The sequence below is a fragment of the Planktotalea frisia genome, from assembly GCF_001890925.1.
In the GTDB taxonomy this organism is placed as follows: domain Bacteria; phylum Pseudomonadota; class Alphaproteobacteria; order Rhodobacterales; family Rhodobacteraceae; genus Planktotalea; species Planktotalea frisia.
On sequence record NZ_MLCB01000160.1, the window covers coordinates 1 to 22,118 of the forward strand.

Annotated in this window: 16 protein-coding genes and 1 pseudogene; 8 read left to right on the plus strand and 9 right to left on the minus strand. The window is 53.2% G+C overall.

Going from position 1 to position 22,118, the window contains the following annotated elements:
• The coding region (locus tag PFRI_RS14125) for a primase-like DNA-binding domain-containing protein (RefSeq protein ID WP_217653413.1) at nucleotides 1-341 on the plus strand (341 nt) is incomplete at its 5' end.
• Nucleotides 342-683: 342 nt separating this feature from the next.
• Here the strand turns inward: PFRI_RS14125 and PFRI_RS14130 are convergent.
• From PFRI_RS14130 to PFRI_RS14165, 8 genes are all read right to left on the minus strand, one after another.
• On the minus strand, nucleotides 684-2,447 hold the full coding sequence (locus PFRI_RS14130) for an AMP-binding protein (RefSeq protein ID WP_072631356.1): 1,764 nt from the start codon (nucleotides 2,445-2,447) through the stop codon (nucleotides 684-686).
• 12 nt (nucleotides 2,448-2,459) lie between these two features.
• Nucleotides 2,460-4,832: an amidase gene (locus PFRI_RS14135; RefSeq protein ID WP_072631357.1), complete on the minus strand. Its 2,373-nt coding sequence runs from the start codon at nucleotides 4,830-4,832 to the stop codon at nucleotides 2,460-2,462.
• On the minus strand, nucleotides 4,832-5,548 hold the full coding sequence (locus PFRI_RS14140; RefSeq protein WP_009831245.1) for an ABC transporter ATP-binding protein: 717 nt from the start codon (nucleotides 5,546-5,548) through the stop codon (nucleotides 4,832-4,834). Before PFRI_RS14140 ends, PFRI_RS14135 begins: the two co-directional genes overlap by 1 nt.
• On the minus strand, nucleotides 5,541-6,566 hold the full coding sequence (locus PFRI_RS14145; RefSeq protein WP_072631358.1) for a branched-chain amino acid ABC transporter permease: 1,026 nt from the start codon (nucleotides 6,564-6,566) through the stop codon (nucleotides 5,541-5,543). Before PFRI_RS14145 ends, PFRI_RS14140 begins: the two co-directional genes overlap by 8 nt.
• The gene (locus PFRI_RS14150) at nucleotides 6,566-7,432 is read right to left on the minus strand and encodes an ABC transporter permease subunit (protein WP_072631359.1); all 867 of its coding nucleotides are present in this window, start codon (nucleotides 7,430-7,432) and stop codon (nucleotides 6,566-6,568) included. The genes PFRI_RS14145 and PFRI_RS14150 overlap by 1 nt, the downstream gene beginning before the upstream one ends.
• A gap of 69 nt (nucleotides 7,433-7,501) precedes the next feature.
• On the minus strand, nucleotides 7,502-8,722 hold the full coding sequence (locus PFRI_RS14155) for an urea ABC transporter substrate-binding protein (RefSeq protein ID WP_072631360.1): 1,221 nt from the start codon (nucleotides 8,720-8,722) through the stop codon (nucleotides 7,502-7,504).
• Nucleotides 8,723-8,767: 45 nt separating this feature from the next.
• The gene (locus PFRI_RS14160; RefSeq protein ID WP_072631373.1) at nucleotides 8,768-10,396 is read right to left on the minus strand and encodes a flotillin family protein; all 1,629 of its coding nucleotides are present in this window, start codon (nucleotides 10,394-10,396) and stop codon (nucleotides 8,768-8,770) included.
• Between the two features lie 130 nt (nucleotides 10,397-10,526).
• Complete coding sequence (locus PFRI_RS14165; protein WP_009829587.1) at nucleotides 10,527-11,654, minus strand: substrate-binding domain-containing protein; 1,128 nt, start codon at nucleotides 11,652-11,654, stop codon at nucleotides 10,527-10,529.
• A 96-nt stretch (nucleotides 11,655-11,750) separates the two neighbouring features.
• Between PFRI_RS14165 and PFRI_RS14170 the strand changes: the two genes are divergently transcribed.
• The 3 genes from PFRI_RS14170 (at nucleotide 11,751) to PFRI_RS14180 (ending at nucleotide 14,297) form a co-directional block, all read left to right on the plus strand.
• The gene (locus PFRI_RS14170) at nucleotides 11,751-12,173 is read left to right on the plus strand and encodes a MarR family winged helix-turn-helix transcriptional regulator (RefSeq protein WP_245812399.1); all 423 of its coding nucleotides are present in this window, start codon (nucleotides 11,751-11,753) and stop codon (nucleotides 12,171-12,173) included.
• Nucleotides 12,174-12,510: 337 nt separating this feature from the next.
• Nucleotides 12,511-12,810: a site-specific integrase gene (locus tag PFRI_RS14175; protein WP_245812401.1), complete on the plus strand. Its 300-nt coding sequence runs from the start codon at nucleotides 12,511-12,513 to the stop codon at nucleotides 12,808-12,810.
• Between the two features lie 98 nt (nucleotides 12,811-12,908).
• Entirely contained in the window at nucleotides 12,909-14,297 is a 1,389-nt protein-coding gene (locus PFRI_RS14180; protein WP_072631361.1) for an IS5/IS1182 family transposase, read from the plus strand.
• Between the two features lie 259 nt (nucleotides 14,298-14,556).
• On the opposite strand, the gene PFRI_RS14185 is transcribed toward PFRI_RS14180, so the two are convergent.
• On the minus strand, nucleotides 14,557-15,924 hold the full coding sequence (locus PFRI_RS14185; RefSeq protein WP_072631362.1) for an aspartate aminotransferase family protein: 1,368 nt from the start codon (nucleotides 15,922-15,924) through the stop codon (nucleotides 14,557-14,559).
• A 456-nt stretch (nucleotides 15,925-16,380) separates the two neighbouring features.
• On the opposite strand from PFRI_RS14185, the gene PFRI_RS14190 reads away from it, so the two are divergent.
• The 4 genes and pseudogenes from PFRI_RS14190 to PFRI_RS21975 all read left to right on the plus strand — a co-directional run.
• Nucleotides 16,381-17,343, plus strand: coding sequence for a helix-turn-helix domain-containing protein (locus PFRI_RS14190; RefSeq protein ID WP_072631363.1), 963 nt, complete (start codon nucleotides 16,381-16,383; stop codon nucleotides 17,341-17,343).
• 90 nt (nucleotides 17,344-17,433) lie between these two features.
• Nucleotides 17,434-19,461, plus strand: a complete 2,028-nt coding sequence (locus PFRI_RS14195) for a hydantoinase/oxoprolinase family protein (protein ID WP_072631375.1) — start codon at nucleotides 17,434-17,436, stop codon at nucleotides 19,459-19,461.
• 4 nt (nucleotides 19,462-19,465) lie between these two features.
• A complete protein-coding gene (locus tag PFRI_RS14200) occupies nucleotides 19,466-21,421 on the plus strand; it encodes a hydantoinase B/oxoprolinase family protein (protein WP_072631364.1) in 1,956 nt (651 codons plus the stop codon).
• A gap of 65 nt (nucleotides 21,422-21,486) precedes the next feature.
• Nucleotides 21,487-21,915, plus strand: a pseudogene (locus PFRI_RS21975) (ATP-binding cassette domain-containing protein); the annotation flags it as partial.
• Nucleotides 21,916-22,118: the final 203 nt, after the last annotated feature.

The window sequence follows — 22,118 nt, forward strand, 5'->3', positions numbered from 1 at the left end:
GTCTTCAAGGTTGGATACATCTTAGCACGCTGTCCAGTTTTGCCGGACCACTTCAGTTCGGCTCAACTGAAACCGCGAAACAGGAGTGGCGTTTAGAGGCCGACCAGGTTGCGCAGTTTGTGGATGATGTTTGCGAGCGCGATCCCGATGCTTGCTCGAAGGCTTCTAAGGTCTTTGAGGCATATTTGAACTGGGCGCAGGGGAACGGCATCAAACAAACGATGAGCCAAAGGGGCCTGAGGGATCGGCTTACTCGGCTGGGCTTTGGACACAGGAGGGACAAAACCGCCCGATACGTGACTGGCATGCGTGTGCCAGCGAGGGTGTCTGTCTTTCTGTGACGCATGTGACGCATGTGACGCATGTGACGCATGTGACGCATATTCTTACTGCACGGTCTATGGTGAAAAAATATATTCATAAGAAAATATGTTTTTTAATAGAGAGCGCAGTAAGAAGAAGCGTCACCAGCGTCACCCTACCCCCACCCGATAGCTGATCACTCCGCACCCAGCTGACCTAAGCCGCGTTATGCATCAACGATTGGTTCGGGAATACGTGCCGTTCGCTGCGGCTTGTCTGAAATCACACAACGCGGACGAAGCGTGAATTCGCCGCGTTTGCACCAAAGACTGCTGTAAGCAGTTCGCGCGCCTTTCGTAAGCCTACATAGCACCGGAGAGTCAGCCGGCAGAACCCCCGCCCAATTCTTCTATCATCCGGTCACGCATGACGAACTTCTGTGGTTTGCCGGTGATCGTCATCGGCAATTCATCCACGATGCGAATATGGCGTGGCACTTTGAAATGGGCGATCTGACCATCGCAGAATACGCGCAGAGCCTCCCCTGTGACCCCACCACTTGTTTTGGCAACAACCCATGCGCAGACTTCTTCCCCCAGTCGCGTATCCGGCACGCCAAAGACCTGTACTTCACTCACGTCGGGGTGGCTGAACAAGAACTCTTCGATCTCACGTGGATAGATGTTTTCGCCGCCTCGGATAATCATGTCTTTGACCCTGCCCGTAATGGAGCAAAATCCCCCCTCATCAAGCACCGCTAGATCGCCAGTATGCATCCAACCATCGCGGATGGCGTCTGATGTGCGGGCGGTATCTTCCCAATAGCCTTTCATCACCGAATAGCCCCGCGTGCACAGTTCGCCTTGGACGCCTACCGGCACGATTTGACCGGCCTCATCGACTATCTTGACCTCCAGATGCGGATGCACACGCCCGACGGTTTCACAACGCCTTTGGGTGGTGTCATCAACAAAGCTTTGGAACGAAACTGGCGCGGTTTCGGTCATGCCGTAGCAGATTGTGACCTCCTTCATGTGCATCCGGTCGTTGACTTGTTTCATCACATCAACAGGGCAAGGTGCGCCGGCCATCACGCCTGTGCGCAAAGCAGAGAGATCGCGTGGTGTGCCGTACAGCTCCTGCAGCATCGCAACGAACATTGTCGGCACACCGTAAAGGGCGCTACAGCGCTCAGTGGCAAGTGCATCAAGCGTTTGCTTCGCATCAAATGCTTCACCCGGAAAGATCAGTGCCGAACCTTTGCTTACGCCGCCAAGAACGCCCATGACCATACCGAAGCAGTGATAGAGCGGCACCGGAATGGCGAGGCGGTCGTTCTCTGTCAGTTTGATCCGATCCGTTACAAAACGCGCATTGTTGACGATGTTGTAATGCGAAAGCGTCGCTCCTTTCGGTTGGCCCGTTGTGCCAGAAGTGAACTGAATGTTGATCGCTTCATCCGGTTGAAGCGTGCGGTCGATCTCGGGCAGGCGTAATTGCTGCGCTGGCCCACCAAGCGTTGACACCTCGGCAAAGGTCCAGACACCGCTGTCACCTGGCGCTTCGTCCATCAAGATCACGTGGCGCAGGTTTGGCAATCTGGCTGCGTGTAGCCGTCCGCGCTCCGCATTTGCCAACTCTGGCGCTAAAGCGCAGATCATTTCCAGGTAATCAGACGATTTGAAAGATTGCGCCAGAACCAAGGCTTTGCAGCCAACTTTGTTCAGCGCATATTCCAACTCAGACAACCGATACGCCGGGTTGATGTTCACCAAGATCACGCCAATACGCGCGGTGGCAAACTGGGTCAAAACCCACTCAAGCCGGTTTGGCGACCAGATGCCAAGACGATCCCCTTTTTCCAGCCCAAGTGCCAGAAAACCCGCCGCCAACGCATCTACAGCGCGATCAAGGTCATAATAGCTCAGGCGCGCATCTGGAAAGATCAGCGCATCGCGTGGACCATATCTGGACACGGCATCGCGCAAAAGCTGCGGGATCGTGGCGTAGGCAAGTTCAGGATGCTTCGCGCCTTGCACATATGATTTTCCATCGCGGCTCGCGAGGTTACTTTGCACAGATGCAACTTGATCCAATCCGAAATTCTGGATCCGGCTTGCAATACTTTCGTTAAGGATCGTCATCGTGAGGGCTCCTTACATATCGCGCCAATCACCAGATTGCTCAAAGGCGTGGGCTGCTTGATAAATTTTCATCTCGCCGTAATGTGGCCCGACCAATTGTAGTCCGATTGGCAGCCCTTCGCTAAAGCCGCAAGGGATGCTCATCGCAGGCAGGCCACCGTTAAAGGGTGCCGTGTTCGGCACCATTTCAAAGGCACGCTGCACGTATAGACCAAGCGAGCAATCAGCAGGCGGATGTTCCTGCGGTTTGATTGGCAGCGTTGGCATGAGCAACAGGTCATATTGCTTGAGCGCGGCCAAATATCGTTCATTGCACCGGCGCATAATGTTTTGCGCTTTGCCGTAAAAACGTCCACGGTATTGCTGCTGGAAATGCTCCCCAACGAACATGCAAGCCTTCAGAGAATGGCTCAGTTCATCTGCGCGGCCTTTCCATTGCGCCATGTGATCGGTCATTGAAGGCAGGAACAGACCGCGGTAATTGGTTCCAGTGGAATTGCCCCACATCATGCCGTCTTGCAGCCCCTCAAGCGTGATCGCAGTCCATGCATCCATCGCGGTGTGATGTTCAGGAACAGAGACATCTTCCACTTGCGCGCCGAGCTCGCGAAAACGCTCGATGGCTTGCATCACCTTTTTATCAACGTCCACCTCTGAATTGGGATGGCCGAAGCCCTCACTTAAAACTCCTATGCGCATACCGTGAGCACCGCGACCCAGCACCTCGGTGTAGCTATAGACCTTAGGTTTGTACTGGCGTGGATCAAGACCGTCCTCGCCTGCCAAAACTTCCAATAACAAAGCGTTATCCGCAACAGTGTTTGTGATAGGGCCAAGGTGGTCAATGGTTTGTTCAATAGGCATTGCGCCAGTATAGGGCACCAAACCGTGAGTAGGTTTCATCCCGTAACAGCCGCAATTGGATGCGGGGATGCGGATAGAGCCGCCTTGATCACCAGCAATCGCCATATCCACCTCGCCTGCTGCAACCAATGCAGCAGATCCGGCAGAGGAGCCACCTGCCATATAGCCGCGTTTGTAGGGGTTATGGATTGGGCCTTTGGCATTGGTGTGTGAACCGCCAGAGAGGCAAAAGTTCTCGCAATGCGCTTTGCCTGCGATGATAGCGCCCGCGTCGAGCATCCGCGTGACGATTGTGGCGTCAATTTCTGGCGTGTAGCCTTCCATGATGGATGAGCCATTCATCAGCGGTACACCCGCAAGGCAGATTGTGTCCTTTAGTGCAATCCTCTTGCCACGCAATTTGCCATCAGGCGCGCCGCGTACCTCGGTTTTGACGTACCATGCATTCAACGGGTTTTCGCTTGGATCAGGAAAACGGCCGGGGCTACGTGGATAGCGGACTTCGGGCAAGTTGTCGGGCATCGCGTCCAACCTGTCATAAGCCTGCATGTAGGGCTCGATGATCTCTGTGTATTCACTCAGATCCTGGTCCGATAGGCTCATCCCGAACCGTTCGGCCATGGTGCGCATTTGAGCAAGAGTAGGGCGTTTGATAGTCATTGCTGTTACCGTTGATACTGAGGGTTGCGATCGGGTGGGCGCAGGAGCGCATGGTTGTTGGGCAAATGTTTCGACGCGTTGTGGCGCAGCGGCCTGTGTCTGCGCTCGCGCGGTGTTTTGACGTGTGCCGCGTGCAGCGCCAAAGCCCAGAAATTGATCGACTTTAGATTGATCTGACAGCTCTTCGCGCGTCAGCTCGCCTGTGATCCGTCCACGTTCTAACACCAAAACGCGGTCAGACAAGTCAGCGATAAAGTCAAAGTTCTGCTCAACCAGCAAAATGGACAGCCCCCGAGTTTGGCGCAGCGTCAACAAAGTTTCAGACATTTCCTCAATGATGGAGGGTTGGATGCCTTCTGTCGGCTCATCGAGCAGTAAGAAGTCCGGATCGCCCATCAGACAACGCGCCAGTGAAAGCAATTGTTGCTCGCCCCCAGACAAGGCACCGCCCTCGCGGTCTAGCAGGCGCGAGAGGCGTGGAAAATCAGCCAGCACCGCTTCGATCACATCATGCTCGGACCCATTGCCATGATCGTGCCAAGCAAAGCGCAGGTTGTCGCGCACAGAAAGTTGCGGAAAAATACCGCGCCCTTGCGGCACATAACCGATGCCCATTTGGCTGCGCTCATTGGGCGGAAGCCGCGTGATATCGTTTTGGTCATAGCGAACTTGTCCCGAGCTCGCAGGAAGAAAGCCCATCAATGTTTTCAAAAGCGTCGTCTTGCCCATGCCGTTATGACCCAACACGCCAACGACTTCGTTTTCGGCGACATCAAGGTCAATGCCATGCAAGATCGGCACGCGGCCATATCCACCGGACAGTCCCTTGGCAGATAGCAATATTTCGCGATCTTCAGACATCACGCTTTCTTTCCTAGATAAACGGCGCGCACTTGGGGATCCGACATGACTCGTTCGACATTGTCCTCCATCAACACAGCACCTTGATGGAATACGGTCACGGTTTGCGCGATGGAGCGGATAAATTGCATGTCGTGCTCGACGATTACGACGGCTGCGAAGCGAGTGAGTTCGTGGATGATCTCAGTCATGCGATCAACGTCCTGCGCGCTCATTCCAGCGGCGGGTTCATCGAGCAGCACGAGCCAAGGGTCGGCTACCGCTACAATCCCCAGTTCGACGCGCTGGCGTTCGCCGTGGGCTAACTGTCCCAGTTGCGTGCGTGCAATTGTGCCCAATGCCAATCGATCAATGATCGAATCCGCGCGCTCTCGAGCCTCAACAACGTTGTAAAATCGCCGAGCCGCCAGCCAGATATTTTCATGTACACTGAGCGCGTCCATGACGTTCGGTGTCTGGGTTTTGATGCCCACGCCGAGCGAAGCAATCTGATGCGGTTGCCATCCTGTAACCTCTTGACCGCGCATATAGACGTGGCCTTCAGTTGGTGTCAGCAATCCCGTCACACATTTGAAGAAGGTCGATTTACCCGCACCATTAGGTCCGATCAAACAGCGCAGCTCGCGGGCCTTCAGCTTGAAATTGACATTATCGCTTGCCGTTACACCGCCAAACCGCATCGTCAGTCCGCTGGTTTCTAAAACCGTTTCAGCCATGCCGCGCTCTCCTCATCCGGCGAGGTTTTGGCTTGCGCTTTGTGCCGCCAAAAATGCTGTTCAAAAGCGACGCAACTGCTGGCACGAGGCCGCGCGGTAAGAACAAAACAAACAGCACAAGGATCAGACCCAAGACTAGCGTATTGTCGATCATACTTTGCTGGCCCAGCATGAACTTGAGGTATGCCAATCCGGCGGCTCCAACAATTGGCCCAAATCGCGTGCCAAGGCCGCCCACGATACACCAAATAATGATCTCGGCCGATTGGCCCAGCGAAAATAGGTTGGGCGTGACGATCTCGCCCCAATTGGCGAATAGCGCGCCGGCCAGTCCGGCGATGGCAGCCCCTATTGCAAACAATACCGTTTTACGCGTGGCTACGTCGTAGCCCATCAGGCCCATGCGCACTTCGTTTTCTCGAATGCCGACCGCAATACGCCCGAATGAAGAGCGAAGCAGCCAAGTAACCAATAAGAAAACGATTACCAGCGCGACCGCGCAAACGTAGAAATAGGGATCGCCCCAGATATATGCAGCCGGATCACCCGGCACGTTGAGCGTCTGAAAGCCGGGGATGCCGTTGAAGCCGCCCAATCGCGCGTTGCCGATCACGTATTGCGGACCCGCGGTTGAGTTCACAAATTTGAACAGGATCAGCGTGACAACCAGCGTGATGACACCTAGATAAACATCCGCCAGTCGCCCGTAAAACATCATTGCTCCGAGCAGAGCCGCGAACACCGCTGGCACCAGAACCGCGAGGATCATCGGCAGCGTACTCTCACCAATATTGATGGCAGCGATGGCGTAGGTGTAAGCGCCCAAACCGAAGAAAGCGGCTTGACCAAAGCATAAGATCCCGCCAAAGCCCCAGACCAACCCTAGGCTAAGGCCGAGCATGCCGTAGATCACAAGTACAGTCAGCGTATATGTGCTGATCATCAACGGCAGCAGCCAAATCAGCAATGCTGAAACCACCAGCGTTATTATCACATCGTGCAACACGCTGCGACCCATCACAATTTGCCTTTGAAAAAACGACCAGTGATCCCTTGCGGCATGGTGCGCAGTAAGACGACAGCGGCGATCAACAGTGCGACTTCACCGATGACCGGCGAGATGGCGAAAGTGAAAAACTGGCTGACGAGGCCGAACGAGGTCGCAGAACTCACAAGACCTGCGATCAGAGACGGACCGCCCGCGATCACGGTGATAAATGCTTTGGCAATGTAAGCCCCGCCGGAAGTCGGAACGAGGCCGACCAAAGGGGCCAAAACGGCACCTGCAAGTCCGGACAAGGCCGAGCCGCAGAAGAATGTCATCATGTAAATGCGGTCCGGACTATAGCCGAGTGCAGCCGCCATATCAGAGCGTTGCATCGTGCCACGCGCGATCAAGCCGGCGCGTGTCCCGCGCAGCACAGCATACATGGCGATGACCAGTACGATGGACACGATAATGATAAAAAAATTGTAGCCATTGACCTGGTAACCACCGAACGCAAAGCCGGGGATCGGGGTCGAGATACCTGTCGTTGTATTGCCGAAAATCATCGTTGCCAGCCCAATAAAGACCAAGCTTAACCCCCAAGTGGCCAGCATCGTATCGACCAAGCGCCCGTAGAGATGGCGTATCACCAAGCGCTCGACGATCAATCCGATCAACCCAACGACAAGGGGCGCGATGACGAGCATGGCAACAAAGACATTCACGCCTAGCCCGACAGCGGTAATGGTAGCATAGCCGCCCATCATCATAAATTCACCATGCGCGAGGTTGATGACTTTCATCATCCCAAAAACCACGGCCAATCCGGCACTGATCAACACCAGCGACGCAACGCCATAAAGCACTTCAACAAGTATAACGAAACTGAGGTCCATAGTGCCCAACGTCTGAAAGGAGAGGATCAGGGCGGCTCACACCGCCCTGACAGGGAGAACCCAAAAAGATCAGATTTCGATCTCGTATTGGGTGTTGTCGCCAGGGTTGGCTTGCAAATCGCAAACGGCCTGAGTGTCAATTGGCGCGCGCTGAGGCAGGGTTTCAATCACGGTCATACCTTGGCCCTCAAACTCCATTATATGCACATCGACTGTGGCATGGTGGGTTTGCGGATCAATGGTGACCTTGCCTGCTGGACCCTCGATGGAAATGCCCGTCTCAAGCGCATCCACGACCGCGTCGCGCTCGATGCTGCCTGCTTTGCGCACACCTGCGGCCCAAAGCATGATGCCCTGATAGGTCGACACGGCCAATTCATGGATCGCAGTCGTATCGCCATATTCCGCCTGCCACTTTGCTTTGAACGCAATGTTGGCAGGTGTGTCCAGCTCTTGGCTGTAGTTGTAGGCGACCATGATGCCGTTGCCCTCTTCAGGCGTCAGCACCTTGTGTTCGTTGCCTACGCCCATCGTCGTCGACGCGAGAGGGATCTTGTCTTTCATGCCCGCAGCCGACCATTGGCGGAAGAAGGACAGATGCGCACCGCCCACGAGCGGGGCAAACACCAGATCCGGCGCGGTTTGCTGAATCTTGGTGATAGTAGAGCCGAAATCAGCAACATCGAGCGGGAAGAAATCAGTCGCAACGACCTCGCCGCCATTCTCTTCTACAAACTTCTGAATCCAGCGTGCCGTGATTTGGCCGTAGTTGTAATCAGCCGCAAGGATATGCACCTTGGGTCCGGATTTCTTCATCGCATAAGGCACCAACACTTCGACCTGCTGGGCAGGGGTCACACCCGTTACAAAAATATTGCGATCGCAGACGCCGCCTTCGTATTGCACGTTGTAGAAGTACAAGGTCTTGGTCTTGCGCATGGTCTGGCGTATCGCTTCACGCGAGGCAGACAGAATGCCGCCATGTACGACGTCAACTTTGTCCTGACGGGTCAATTGTTGCGCATATTGCGAATAAAGCGCCATGTCAGATTGGGTATCATAGGCGGCAACTTCGACCTGTTTTCCGAGCAAGCCGCCCGCATCGTTTATCTCTTTCACAGCCAAGCGCATCGCTTGATCCATTGGCTTGCCATAGGCATCAAAGATGCCGGATGTATCTAGGATTGATCCCAATTGGATTGTATCCGCCGCCATCGCTGCCTGGGGCAACATTGCCGCGGTGCTAAGCGCTGCTGCGCCGCCAAGTAATTCTCGCCTATTCATAGACATTAAAAGTCCTCCGTTGATTGGTTTAAGGTAAGAGGTGACTTATGATCACTCTTTGGATTTTTCGGCTTTAGGGTTGGGTTTTGGTTCGTCTTTTGCCTTAATACGGTTGGCATAATCTGCGGTGCGCCCTGCAGTAGGTACGTCAAAATCCATGCCAATCTCTTCGCCCATTTGCTTCATCGCAGGCAGGCGCACTGCCATTCCAAGTATTTGGTCCATCGCTGCCCCAAAGGCGCTGTCGACCCCGTCGCCGCCTGGAGATCCAGCGCCGCCGCCGGGTCCGCTGATCTGGTTGATACGGATTGAGTCAATTTTTTCCACAGGCTTCATCATCTGGGTCATGATCTCAGGCATTTTATCGAGTTTGCGTTCTTCAAGGCGCATGCGGATCACCGCATCGCTAAGCGTGTTCTCAGCCGAATTAAGGGCAACTCTGCCTGCCGCTTCGGCCTCCATTGCGGATTGCTCAGCATGTGCGCTGGCGGTGCGGGCCGATGCATCAGCCTGTGCTTTGGCAAGCAGCGTGTTGACGTCGCTTTTGACACGCGCGTCTTCAAGCTCAATATCGCGATCTTGCTTGAGCTTTTCGATTTCCTTTTCGCGCATCGTGACCGCGCGTTCCTTTTGCGCCTGAACGTTTTCGGCAGCCAGAATCACCTGCGCACGGGCTTCTTCCTCTTCGGCTTGTGCTTTTGCCTCTTTGGTTCGCGACTGCGACAGCTTGATACCGTTGGCTATTCTCGCCTCTTCCAGTTCTAGCAGAGCACGCATCTCAACCTTGCGTAGTGCCTCGTCGCTGGTGACCTTCGCAGCTTCGGTTTCTTGCTCCTGCTGGATGCGACTGGTCTCGGAAGCATGCCGCGCTTCTGAGTGCGCTTGCAACGCTCGACTTTCCGCTTCGGCTTCCAGTTTGGTCAGGTGTTCTTGCTGAGCAATCTCTGTTTCACGCTCTGCCCGTAGCAACTCCATCTGGCGTTGATGCTGGGCCAAACGATGCTCGCGCACGGCAACTTCTGTCGACGTTTCGACCTGTATACGGGCCTCGCGTTCTTCTGCGACCATCTCCGCCAAACGCCGCATACCACGTGCATTGAAGGCGTTGTTTTCATCCCGCCCTGAAAAATCACTTTGGTCAATTGAGACAAGCGCGGCTGTCACCAGCTCTAGCCCAAGGCGTCCAGCGTGCTCAGACGCAACGCGCGCAACCTCTTGGGTAAATTCAGCACGCTCTAGGTGGATATTGTTCAAATCGCGCGATGCAGCAGCCGTCTGGATCGCGTTGGCCAAAGGACCTGCGAGCGCATCCTCAAATACCTCGCCTCCCCGAGCAATTCGATTGCCAAACGCCTGCGCAGCCGTCGCGATATTGTCTGTATCTGATGCGACGCGGAGCTCGAATTTCATTGTGATGTCAGCGCGCAAGGGATCGGATGTGAGCACCGCCTCGCGCCCTGAGCGCGACACCGTTACGGTATTGGTCTGCATCGACACGCGTTGTGATTGATGCACAATCGGAAGCACCACGCAGCCGCCATCTGTTATCACGCGCCGACCACCCATTCCGGTGCGCACGAGCGCACTTTCCAAAGATGCTTTTGCGTAAAACCGCTGAAGAAACCATATACCCATCAGCAGAACGATTGCCAAAATGACGAGAGCTAAGAGCCAGTACAAAATAAGTTCCCCCACCGCGTCTGGCACGAAGACCAACGCATCAAATCAGTTGATGCTACGGTGTGAGATTTTACTTTCCATTTCAAGCATTTTATTTGAATAGGAAAATATTTCCCATGTTATTAATGTATTACAGTAACTTAAAGTCACAAAATTGTACGCCATCGGCACGTGCTAAGTAGATGGACGGGCGCTCTTTTTTGCCATTTCGCTCAAAACTGCGACCACTTTCGTGAATCACAGGCAGACCGTCCTGCGTGGAACGTCCTCGCCAAATGTCGCCAAAGTCGCGCAAGAGCACTGACAAGTAATGCAAGCCTTCATAAGTTGATTGTCCAAGCGCATTCAACGCGGGCCCGATTTCCCCATGCATCGCATAATACCGTTCCTTGAAGCATGCATTCGCGTCGGTGGAAATGGAGCCAAAGTAAGAGGAGACAGAAAACAGCCGCTCCAGATTACCCTCTCCACAGGCCATCAAACCATTTTCCTCCAAAGCGCAGGACAAACGAAGAATCGATTTATGTAGGCCACGCCGACCGAACACGCGGTTGAAATTGACAGCGTCTTGCCCAACCAGTGACACAAGCACTGCGTCCGCGCCCGAAGCTTCCAATCTATCGACCAAACCAGTCATGCTGGGCAGCCCAAATGGCACATAGCACTCCATCGCCAAATCCACATTCATCTGCTTCAGGCAGGTTTTAGCAAAACTGTGCGAGCTGCGCGGCCAGACATAGTCGTTCCCAATCAGCGCCCATTTGCGTGGCCGGAATGCCTGCTGAAGCATCGCCATCGCAGGGCCGAGTTGTTCTTGAGGAGTTTCACCAATGGCAAATAAGCCCGGCGTCGTTTCTCCGCCCTCATACAGCGGCGTGTAGATGTAGGGAATGCGTTGACGCACCACTTTGGACAACCTTTGGCGCACAGCGCTCAGGTGCATTCCCACAATCGCATCAATTGCCCCGAGCTCGATCAGTTCATTAATGATTTCTTCGATTGGCTCACCGGCCTCGATCGCTGCATCAATCATGATCAACTGAACACGGCGACCTTGAATTCCATTGGTGCGGTTCAATTCTGCCGCTGCGACTTGGGCACTCGAAATGCAAGACGGTGCCCAAATGCCAGCTGGCCCACACATCGGAATAAGAAGCGCTACATTGAAACTGCCCGACTCGTGCAGATGGCCGCTCTCGCGCAGATCCGCGAGTTCGATTGGAAGAGCCAGCTCTGCTGTTAGGCGTCCCAGGGCCACATCCTTCTTAAGTTTGCACGGCGAATTGGCACATTGCAATTGAATTTGCTTTCCAAGTCAACTAAATTCACTTTGAACGATTTACCGAGGCTGACAATGACGACCGAGCTTAACCCTCTTGGCAATCACCTTTCGTATGCATTGGCTGCGGCGCATAGGGCGGTTACTCAATTGCTGACTGTTCGCCTGAAAAAGCAAGGCATTCAAATTGAGGCATGGCGGATCATGGAATGCCTTGACGCAGGTACTAAGCTTTCCATGGGAGAGCTAGCAAAGCAGGCGCTGCTCAATCCGCCCGCGTTGAGTAAGCTCGTAGACAGAATGGTGTCTAATGGATTGGTCCATCGCCAGATCGCAACTGCCGATCAACGCCAGATCAACCTGCTTTTGACAAACTTGGGACGCAGACGGATGCTTCAAGTCCGACAGGACGTCGAAGAAGAAGACCGTGCATTGGCGGAACAATTTGATACCAAGGACGGCGCGTTACTGATGCAACTTTTGTCCCAAATCAGTTGATTGGCTTAATACCTCTTCATCAACTCAGTTCTTGTTGCTGACGACCATCTCGCAAGTGCAACGAACTTACTCGTTTCATCCAAGAGGTCTTTATACAGCGATCGCGAAGGACGCAAAGCAATCATTGGCGCAGCCGCCGCGAATGCCCGGTTTGTCCCCGGCACTGTGAATTCGCGGCTTAAGATGTGCTGCAGACTATTCGAATGACCACAATCGCTTATGCGATGCAGCAGAAATTTCGCGGCGGTGCAGCAGTGACGACATCAAGCACATCCCGTTTGAAGACTTGCTCAAGCAACGTGTCGATTTGCCAGTGTTCAGATTGCCCGACGGGACCGTGTCTAAGAACATCCACCAGACCTTCCGCAAGTTCCTCACAGACACAGGGCTAATTACTTGCCCTCGTACAGGGCAGAATAGAACGCTGTATAGTCTGCGTCACACTTATGCGACCTTTGCCCTGCTCAACGACGGTATGGATATACATGCGCTGGCTGTGCAGATGGGCACAAGCATTGGCATGATTGAGCGACATTACAGTCATCTTACGCCGCGTCTCAAGAAGGACATGCTCACGGGGAAAAGGTATGAGCTGAGCAGGGATGAATTTGACGGTCACACCGAAACTAGAGAGTAGCTAAGGGCTACATTTTGGGCTAATTCTGTTGAAAAACTCTTCTTGATTTGGAGGCCCACCACTGATTCAATTTGCCTGTGAATGCGGGGGGATTGATGATGTTAGGACCGAAGCAAGAGGCGCAAAGCGCGTTGTTTTATGAGTTCTCGATTGAAGATCATGTGCCTCAAGAACACCTGCTACGTTCGATTGATCGGTTTGTGGATCTGAGCAGTATCCGTCCGCATCTTGCAGAGTTTTACAGCCACACTGGCCGTCCATCTATCGATCCAGAGCTGCTGATCCGCATGCTGTTGGTTGGCTATTGTCTTGGCATCAGGTCGGAACGCAGGCTTTGCGAAGAGGTTCATCTCAACCTTGCCTACCGCTGGTTTTGCCGCCTTGATCTTGCGGATCCAGTGCCGAACCATTCGACCTTTTCCAAGAACCGGCATGGTCGTTTCCGCGAAAGCGATTTGTTGCGCCATTTATTCGAGACGACTGTGGCGCGCTGCATTGCGGACGGTCTGGTGAGCGGCCAGCGCTTTGCGGCAGATGCCAGTTTGATCGAAGCTGACGCGAACAAACAAAACTCAACGCCGAAGGAAGATTGGGACACATCAGCAATTACGCCACAGGATGCTCCGCGCGCCGTGCGTGAGTATCTCGATGTTCTGGACGATGCAGCTTTCGGCGCAGCATCTGAGGTCGAGCCCAAGTTCACGTCCCACTCCGATCCTGCCAGCCAGTGGACTGCAGCCCGAAAAGGGCCTGCATTCTTTGCCTATTCCACCAATTACTTGATCGACACTGATCACAGCGTGATCGTCGACGTGGAGGCGACGCGGTCAATCCGACAGGCAGAGGTAGGGTCCGTCCGCAAGATGCTGGACAGGGTCAAAGACATATTTGATCTGCACCCCGAGCGGATCATCGCGGATACTGCTTACGGCTCGGGCCCAATGCTGGGTTGGCTAGTGGACCGCAAGATCGCCCCGCACATCCCGGTCATTGATAAAGCGGGCCGCACGGACGGGACCTGGAGCCGCGCAGACTTCGAATGGGGCCCAGAAAACGACCAATATGTTTGTCTAGAAGGCCAATCACTCAAGCAGTTCCGCCGCAACTATTCTGACCCCAACAGAGGCCCAGACGGCAAAGGCGTCGCCAAATACCGCGCCTTGAAACTGATGTGCCAAGCCTGCCCATCAAAAGCAAAATGCTGCCCAAATGCCGACTTCCGCTCCATCACCCGCGAAGAACATGAAGACGCCCGTCAAGTTGCCCGCGACATTGCCAAAACCAAACAATATGTCATCTCGATGCGGCTCAGAAAGAAGGTGGAAATGCTCTTTGCCCACCTCAAACGCATTCTCGGGCTGGGGCGGCTCCGATTACGTGGCCCATGCGGCGCAAATGACGAATTCCTCCTCGCCGCAACTGCCCAAAACCTCCGCAAACTAGCCAAGATCTTTCCTGCACCGCAGCAAACGCGCAAAGCCTTATAGGAAAGGCGCTCGCGCCCTCTTCAAGACACCACTTTCTGCGCCAGCAACACGGTGTTTTTCCACAGAATCGGCGGGAAGCCGACATTCGCTGCGGGTGCGCGACTTTCGCGGTAGCTTTGCAAAAGCTGACATTCTTATAGAAAATGACCTCAAGAATGTTGCGATGGATTAGATGACAACGATAGGTCCATTGTCCCGAATGCCAGATCAGCATTAGAAGAACGTTTCGGATCAAAAACGTCTTGGTTTGAGAATTCTGCTAGTTAGCAATCTCAACTTCCAGCTCTTTTAAACTCTGACGCGTGATGTTTATGATCTCATTCAATTCGCCCCCACTTACAGTCAAAGGAGGGCAGAAGGCCATCGCATCCAGCATGTTACGTGATATGAGGCCGTTCTCTAGCATGATTGCATTCATTCGTGCACCCAACTTGCCAGCACTAAATTCGTCCTCACGGCCTTCAGGAGCAACCAATTCTAGTGCAGCGATAAGGCCAACGCCACGTGCTTCACCAACAAGTTTGTAGCTGGCGAGATCAGCGAGCGCGGCTTGCAACTCTGCGCCACGTTCAGCCGCATTTGCAACAAGACCACGCTCTTCGATGATCTTGATATTCTCAAGCGCGACAGCTGCGCCAACAGGGTGCCCGCCAGCCGTATAGCCATGTCCCAAAACGCCGATGCGACCACTTTCCTCAGCAATAGGATCGTAGGCACGATCGTTCATCATGAATGCGGAGAAAGGGAAATAGGACGATGTGATCTGCTTAGACATGGTCAAGATGTCGGGCTTAATCTGATAAGTGGTCGAGCCGAACATGTTGCCCGTGCGACCAAAACCGCAAATCACTTCATCCGCAATCAACAGGATGTCGTATTTCGCCAAAACTGCTTGGATTTTCTCCCAGTAAGTCGCGGGTGGAACGACAACGCCGCCAGCACCCATCACAGGTTCTGCAATGAAGGCAGCAACTGTGTCAGGGCCTTCGGATTGGATCATCTCGTCGAGATCTTGAGCACAACGCGTGGCAAAAGCCTCTTCGGTTTCGCCGGCTTGACCTTCGCGCCAATAGTGCGGGCACGTCGTGTGCAACACGCCATTGATGGGCAAATCAAAGGAGCGGTGATTGTTGGGCAGGCCGGTCATAGAAGCCGACGCAATTGTCACACCGTGATAACCGCGCATACGCGAAATAATTTTCTTTTTCTCAGGCTTTCCCAGAGCGTTAGAACGATACCAAATCATCTTAACGATCGTATCATTCGCCTCTGAACCTGAATTTGTATAAAAAACCTTGCTCATAGGAGCTGGCGCGATTTCGATCAGTTTTTCAGCCAAATCAATCGCTGGTCCATGCGAGCGGTGCGAGAAATTGTGATAGAATGGTAGTCTTTGCATCTGTTGATGCGCGACGTCGATAAGGCGTTTTTCGTTGAAGCCGACAGCGACGCTCCAAAGCCCCGACATGCCCTCAATGTAACGCTTTCCGTTGTTGTCAAAAACATGAATACCTTCGCCGCGATCAATGATCAGCGGACCAACCTCTTCATGGGCTTGCGCGTTTGTGTAGCCATGAAAATGATACGCAACATCACGGGCTTCGTCGGAGTTTGGTCTCATGTTCATTGGGCACACCATTTCTAGCAAGTTGGAGCGAATTTGATCAGATTTTGATCGTTATTGAGACGTTGCTATCGCTCTTGCATCGAACTTGGCAAGGAATTTTAGAGTGCTGCTGAAGCGCACAAATGAAGCGCGAATTTGAAACACGACGGCTCTTTATTTTGGTGAAATGGCTCTGCCAACCACGCTTTCTCAGCGCTTGATCCAACAGAACGTTCTGAAAAACCGTTTGTTTATTTGGGCTTGCCGCTATTATTCAGGAAAAGCTTGGGGAGACTCTAAGGCTCTGTATTAGCTTTGGTTTTAACGAAGATTGGCCTCGGCGATGCAGCAAAACTGATGGTTCTATAGGACGGCTCTGATGCATGAACAAAAGTTTGTGCGTTTTTTACCAAAGTGATGCACATGAAAAATGCTAGGTTCATACAACACGGGATCTCTGTGTGTGGGGAATCAGACATGACACTTAAGGATAGTTCGGCGAACAAACGGTTAACTGCCACTCAATGGCAGGCAGCGGTGTCTGACACATTCTTTCCACTGGAAACCCAGATGGTCGAAGATCAGTCGTTCTCTGGAGACCTTGATACTTGGAGTTTGGGCATCGTCGGGCTTTCGCAGATGCGCTGCGATGGAATTTTGTACAAACGCAACAAACGCCATTTTCTAGAAGAAGTCGAAAGCAGCCTGCTAATTACGATCCCTAGGCTGGAAAACGTCGGCTTTAGTCAGAACAATCGGCAAGCGACTTGTGCGCCAGGAGAGTTCTTGGTTGAACGTGGCGACATACCTTATGAGTTTTGGCATGAACAAACCAATGAGTTGTTGGTTCTCAAAGTGTCCTCCGAAAGTGTACGTGCACGGATCGGTCCAACCGATCGCCTTGGTGCCCTTAGCTTTGATGGTACGCAAGGCGTTGCAAATTACTTCCTCGATGTGGTGAAGGCCACTGCTGCTCACGTTGACTTGTTGGATGAAGCCGCACGGACAGCGGCGGGGATGCACATCTTAGATTTGCTTTGCTTATCGATCCGCAGCGATGACCGTGTTTTGGACAGCAACATGTCTTCAATCCGCGCGGCACATCTACATCGCGCGGAGCAATTCATTCGAAACAATCTTAACAACGAAGACCTGTCTTCTGGTCTTGTTGCAGAGGCCTGCAACGTTTCCCTGCGTTATCTTCAGCAACTCTTTCTCGACGCGGACAAATCGATTTCCGGGTTTATTCGTGAAAAGCGATTGGTACGTGCCCAAGAGGATTTGAAGGTCCAAGGCATAACGACAATTGCTGAAATCGCCCATCGCTGGGGGTTCTCGGATCAATCACAGTTCAACAAAGCATACCGTGCACAATTCGGCTGCACGCCTACCGAAACACGCAAGGCGGCACAAAGAAGCCAGCAAGCAGGGCCGTCCTGACAATTCACTAACTTAAACGAATGATTAGAATTGGGTCAGCATTTCGCTGGCACCATCGTGATGCCTTATTGTCTTAAGAAGGATGAAGAAATGAAGAATATCAGAGTAGCTGTGGACGTCGGCGGAACGTTTACCGACGTTTGTATCATGGACGAAACTGATGGGTCGATCCGGATTGAGAAGACTTCATCAACGCCTGATGACCCGATGGTTGCTATTCTAAATGGTATTGAGCAGGGCGGCATCGATCTAAGCAAAGTGTCGATGTTTTCTCATGGTACGACCGTTGCCACGAATGCTTTGATCACCCGAAATTTGGCGCGTTCAGCGATGATTTGTACCGAAGGATTTCGCGACGTTGTCGAGATCCGGCGTGCCAACAAAGAGGATCTTTGGGACACGTACAAAGATGTCGCTAAGCCCTACATTCCACGCCGTGATCGCCTTGTTGTTAAGGAATGTGTCGATGCGAATGGAACCGTTCTTGAAGCGCTCGATGAAGTAGAGGCACTGCGCATCGCGCATGTCTTGAAGAAGCGCGAAGTGGCTTCTGTTGCGGTTTGTTTCATGAACTCCTACACAAACGGGGCGAATGAAGCGCGGATGCGAGAGATCCTTCTCAGTGTGATGCCTGACATTCCAGTGTCTATCTCGTCGCAAGTTCTTCCTGAAATTTTTGAACACGAGCGTTTCTCTACGACGATGGCGAATGCGGTCGTGTCGCCTTCCGTCGTTGATTATGTTGAACGCCTTGAGGGCAAATTAGCTGACGGCGGATACGAGCGTGATTTACTGCTCCTGCACACGGGCGGCGGCGTTATGACCCCTGCAAGTGTAAAGGATTTCGCAGCACGTTTGGCTGGTTCTGGCATAGCAGCGGGTGCAATCGCGAGCCGCTTTATTGGCAACCTGTGTGGCTTTGACAATTCCATTGGCTTTGACATGGGCGGCACGAGCACGGACGTCTCTTTGGTGTATGAAGGCAAGTCTCGCGTCACCAAAGATTGGTATATCGAATACGGCTATCCGATCCGTTTCCCTTCTATTGAGGTTTTGACGATTGGCGCTGGTGGTGGGTCGCTGGCATGGCAGGATGAGGGCGGCTCACTTCGCAATGGTCCCCAATCTGCGGGCGCGTTTCCCGGTCCTGCATGCTACCAAAACGGCAACGAAGTCGCGACGAATACCGATGCGAATGTCGTCCTAGGTCGCCTTGGAACGTCACTTGCGGGTGGCAAGATTACGCTTGATCCAAAACTTGCTGAAGCATCAGTAAAAGAGTCTGTCGCCGAGCCATTTGGAATGGAATTGCACGAAGCAGCTGAAGCCATCGTCGCGGTTGCAAATGCGAACATGGCCAATGCTGTTAGACTTCTTTCGATCTCTCGCGGCTATGATCCACGCGATTTTGCGCTGGTGGCCTTTGGTGGTGCAGGCGCTTTGCACGGCGCTGCGATTGCGAAAGAACTGTCGATCCCAACGGTGATTATCCCGCCAAACCCAGGCGTGACGTCAGCGCTTGGATGTTTGCTCGTCGATATCCAGCATGACTTCTCTGAGAGTTTCATGGCCGCTGCAGCGGAAACGAAACCTGCTGATATCGAAGCTGCATTTGCGCGTCTTGAAGCCTTGGCCGCTGAACGTTTAACCCACGAAGGCGTGGCCAAGAAAGACATCGTTATCCAGCGTAACGTTGAGATGATGTATCAAGGCCAGTGGCGTTCGCTTGCGGTGCCAGCACCGTCCAATGTCACTGATATTGATGCATTGATTGACGGGTTCCACAAGGAGCACGAGCGTGAGTTCAACTATCGCCGTGACGACGCACCTGTTTCGATTTTCCGAGTTGCTTTGACCGCGACAGGAATGGTTCCAAAAGCGGAATTGCAAACCCATCAAGTGAGTAAGAACACGCCCACAACCGACAACACGCGCGACGTTTGGTTCGAGGGCAAGGCACATACAGCGATGGTATTTGAGCGCGACAACCTTACCGCGGGCGCAACCTTCGACGGGCCTGCGATTGTTGAGCAATTCGACTCTACCACAGTTATTCCGCCAAAAACGACTGCTGAAGTCGACAAATATATGAACATTCTCATTCGAGTTCAGGAGTAAAATCATGAGTGATTCAAAAGCCCTAGATCCCGTTACGTTCGAAGTTCTAAAGAACTCATTCATTACTTCCGTGGACCAAATGGCGGAGCAAATGCTGCGCACTTGTTATTCGTTCGTGATCTACAACCGCGACTTCTCTAACGCGTTGCATGACGCCGAAGGCAATTCGGTTGCTCAAGGTAATGATGACATCGCGGTTCATGTTGGCACACTGCACTTCACCTGCAAGGACGTTATTCGTGTCTTTAAGGGCGATATGATGCCCGGTGACGTTTACGCGATCAACGACCCATACGCGGGTGGCACGCACTTTAGCGATGTCCGTTTGGTACGCCCAATCTTTGATGAAGACGTGCTAATTGGATTTTCGCAATCCAACGGTCATTGGTCAGATTTGGGCGGCTCTGTTCCCGGCTCGTTTGATGTGACCGCGAAGGATATGTTCCGTGAAGCGGTGCGCATCACGCCCGTGCGTTTGTTCCGCGCTGGAGACTTTTGTTCGGACGTTGCGAACTTGATTGCGAACAACACGCGCGATCCTGCTTCGATCATCGGTGACATTCATTCGCAAGCCCAAGCTACTCAAGTATCTGAGCGTGAAATTCTCCGCCTCGTACGCAAGTATGGCCGTGAGCAGGTTCAGCAAGGCATGAATGAGGTGCAAGATTACGTAGAGCGCGCTGTTCGTCAGCGTATCGCAGCACTCCCAGATGGCACTTGGGAGTCTGTCGACTACATCGACCGTGATCCGTCTGGTGGCGAAGGAATGATCCCAATTCACATCAAAATGACGATCAAAGGCGATCAAATTCATTACGATTTTGAGGGTAGTCATCCGACAATTGGTTCTATGTACAATTCCGCTCCAGGCGCGACTTTCTCGGCGGTGGTTGCAGGGATGAAGACCTTCTTCCCAGACCTGCCTTTAAACAGTGGTTTCTACCGGATGATCTCGGTTGAGGCACCTGCGAATTCAGTGGTGAGCGCACAATGGCCTGTAGCGGTCACAGGCTTTTTGATGCCTTTCGAAAAGATCATGAACTCGGTCTTCGAAATGTGGTCAGAGATTATCCCAGAACGTGCTATCGCCTGTGCTTTCAACCTTGAGTACCTTTTGGCGGGCGGCACGGATAAGCGTCGCGAAGAGGATTCGACCTTCATGTTTTACGAATGGCTCCCCGGTGGTTGGGGCGGTCGTCGTGGCAAGGATGGGAGCGATGTAACCACCGCCTGTTTCGGCACAGGTCTTATGTCCCAACCCAATGAGGGCAACGAGCGGGTCAATCCCACCCGCACGCTAGAGTTCCAGATCAAACAAGACAGTGCGGGTCCTGGTAAGTGGCGCGGTGGCGCTGGTGTGCAAAAAACCTCGCTACTGCTCGAAAGCGAAAAATCTGTCATGTCCTATGTTTGTGATCGTGAGCGTGCAGTTGTGTGGGGTGTCGATGGTGGTTTGCCGTCAATGCCTCATGGATTGACGATTAAGCGCGCAGGCTCAGATACGTCTGAGTGGCTTGGCTCGGTCTTCTCGGATTTCCCGATGTTTTCGGGCGATGAATTCGCGCGTCCTACAGCAGGCGGCGGTGGTTTTGGTGATCCGATGGAACGCACAACCGAGGCTGTGCTGACGGATGTTGTTGACGAATACGTCTCAATAGAACGAGCAGCGCTGGACTACGGCGTCGTCATAAAAGAGATTGATGCAGATCTTTGCGAATACGAAGTTGATGAGGCCGCAACCGATAAGATGCGCGCGCACATCCGGGCTAACCGCGTCGCTTGGGCTCGTTCTGATCCAGAAGAAATCGCAGAAATGTATCGCAAAGGGGAGATCAACTCGATGGATGCTGTGCGCCGTTACGCTGTGATTTTGGATTGGGAAACGGGCGATCCGCTTCCCAAGACAATTGCGCAGTTCCGCGAAAGCTTTGAGCGGCGCAGTGTCGCGCATTGGTCCTAGCGCCTCGGACTTTTGGGAATAGGCCGAGCCACTCAGGCTCGGCTTGATAGAATTAGGGGTGCGTTTTGTCACTAGAACTAAGTTCAATCAGCGTTGCATTCGGCGGTTTCAAGGCGCTTGATGACATCTCGATATCGCTGAAAAAAGGCGAAGTCGTTGGACTTATCGGCCCTAATGGCGCTGGAAAGACGACCTGTGTGAACGTGATTACCGGCTTTCAGGATCCGAGCTCTGGAACGGTTATTCTTGATGGTCAAAACATCAATGCCAAGGCACCACATAATATTCGTCGCCGTGGCTTGGCGCGAACATTTCAAGCAGGGCGCTTGTTCACTGGTCTGGATGTTCTTGACAATTTGGCGGTGACGGGCGTCGGTCTTAGCCATTCACGTCGCGCCTCTGAGGAAGAGGCGATGCGTTTGCTGACTTGGATGGGTGCGGCGCACTTGGCTGAATTGCCAGCGGCGGGTCTCCCCTACACGGACGAACGCCGCGTTGGCATTGCCCGTGCGCTGATGTTTTCGCCTGATTTCCTTTTGTTGGACGAACCTGCCGCTGGCATGTCTGAAGCCGAAGCGAATGATTTGGCCTCGATCATCAGACGGATTGCGGATGAATTGCAATGTGGCGTCCTTTTGATCGAGCACAACGTTGGTTTGGTGCTGTCTTTATCGAACCATGTTTACGTTTTGGACGC

Coding starts and splice junctions, on each gene's coding strand:
- PFRI_RS14130 (WP_072631356.1), bottom strand. CDS start 2,447: ATGACGATCCTTAACGAAAGTATTGCAAGCCGGATCCAGAATTTCGGA.
- PFRI_RS14135 (WP_072631357.1), bottom strand. CDS start 4,832: ATGTCTGAAGATCGCGAAATATTGCTATCTGCCAAGGGACTGTCCGGT.
- PFRI_RS14140 (WP_009831245.1), bottom strand. CDS start 5,548: ATGGCTGAAACGGTTTTAGAAACCAGCGGACTGACGATGCGGTTTGGC.
- PFRI_RS14145 (WP_072631358.1), bottom strand. CDS start 6,566: ATGGGTCGCAGCGTGTTGCACGATGTGATAATAACGCTGGTGGTTTCA.
- PFRI_RS14150 (WP_072631359.1), bottom strand. CDS start 7,432: ATGGACCTCAGTTTCGTTATACTTGTTGAAGTGCTTTATGGCGTTGCG.
- PFRI_RS14155 (WP_072631360.1), bottom strand. CDS start 8,722: ATGTCTATGAATAGGCGAGAATTACTTGGCGGCGCAGCAGCGCTTAGC.
- PFRI_RS14170 (WP_245812399.1), top strand. CDS start 11,751: ATGACGACCGAGCTTAACCCTCTTGGCAATCACCTTTCGTATGCATTG.
- PFRI_RS14180 (WP_072631361.1), top strand. CDS start 12,909: ATGTTAGGACCGAAGCAAGAGGCGCAAAGCGCGTTGTTTTATGAGTTC.
- PFRI_RS14185 (WP_072631362.1), bottom strand. CDS start 15,924: ATGAACATGAGACCAAACTCCGACGAAGCCCGTGATGTTGCGTATCAT.
- PFRI_RS14190 (WP_072631363.1), top strand. CDS start 16,381: ATGACACTTAAGGATAGTTCGGCGAACAAACGGTTAACTGCCACTCAA.
- PFRI_RS14195 (WP_072631375.1), top strand. CDS start 17,434: ATGAAGAATATCAGAGTAGCTGTGGACGTCGGCGGAACGTTTACCGAC.
- PFRI_RS14200 (WP_072631364.1), top strand. CDS start 19,466: ATGAGTGATTCAAAAGCCCTAGATCCCGTTACGTTCGAAGTTCTAAAG.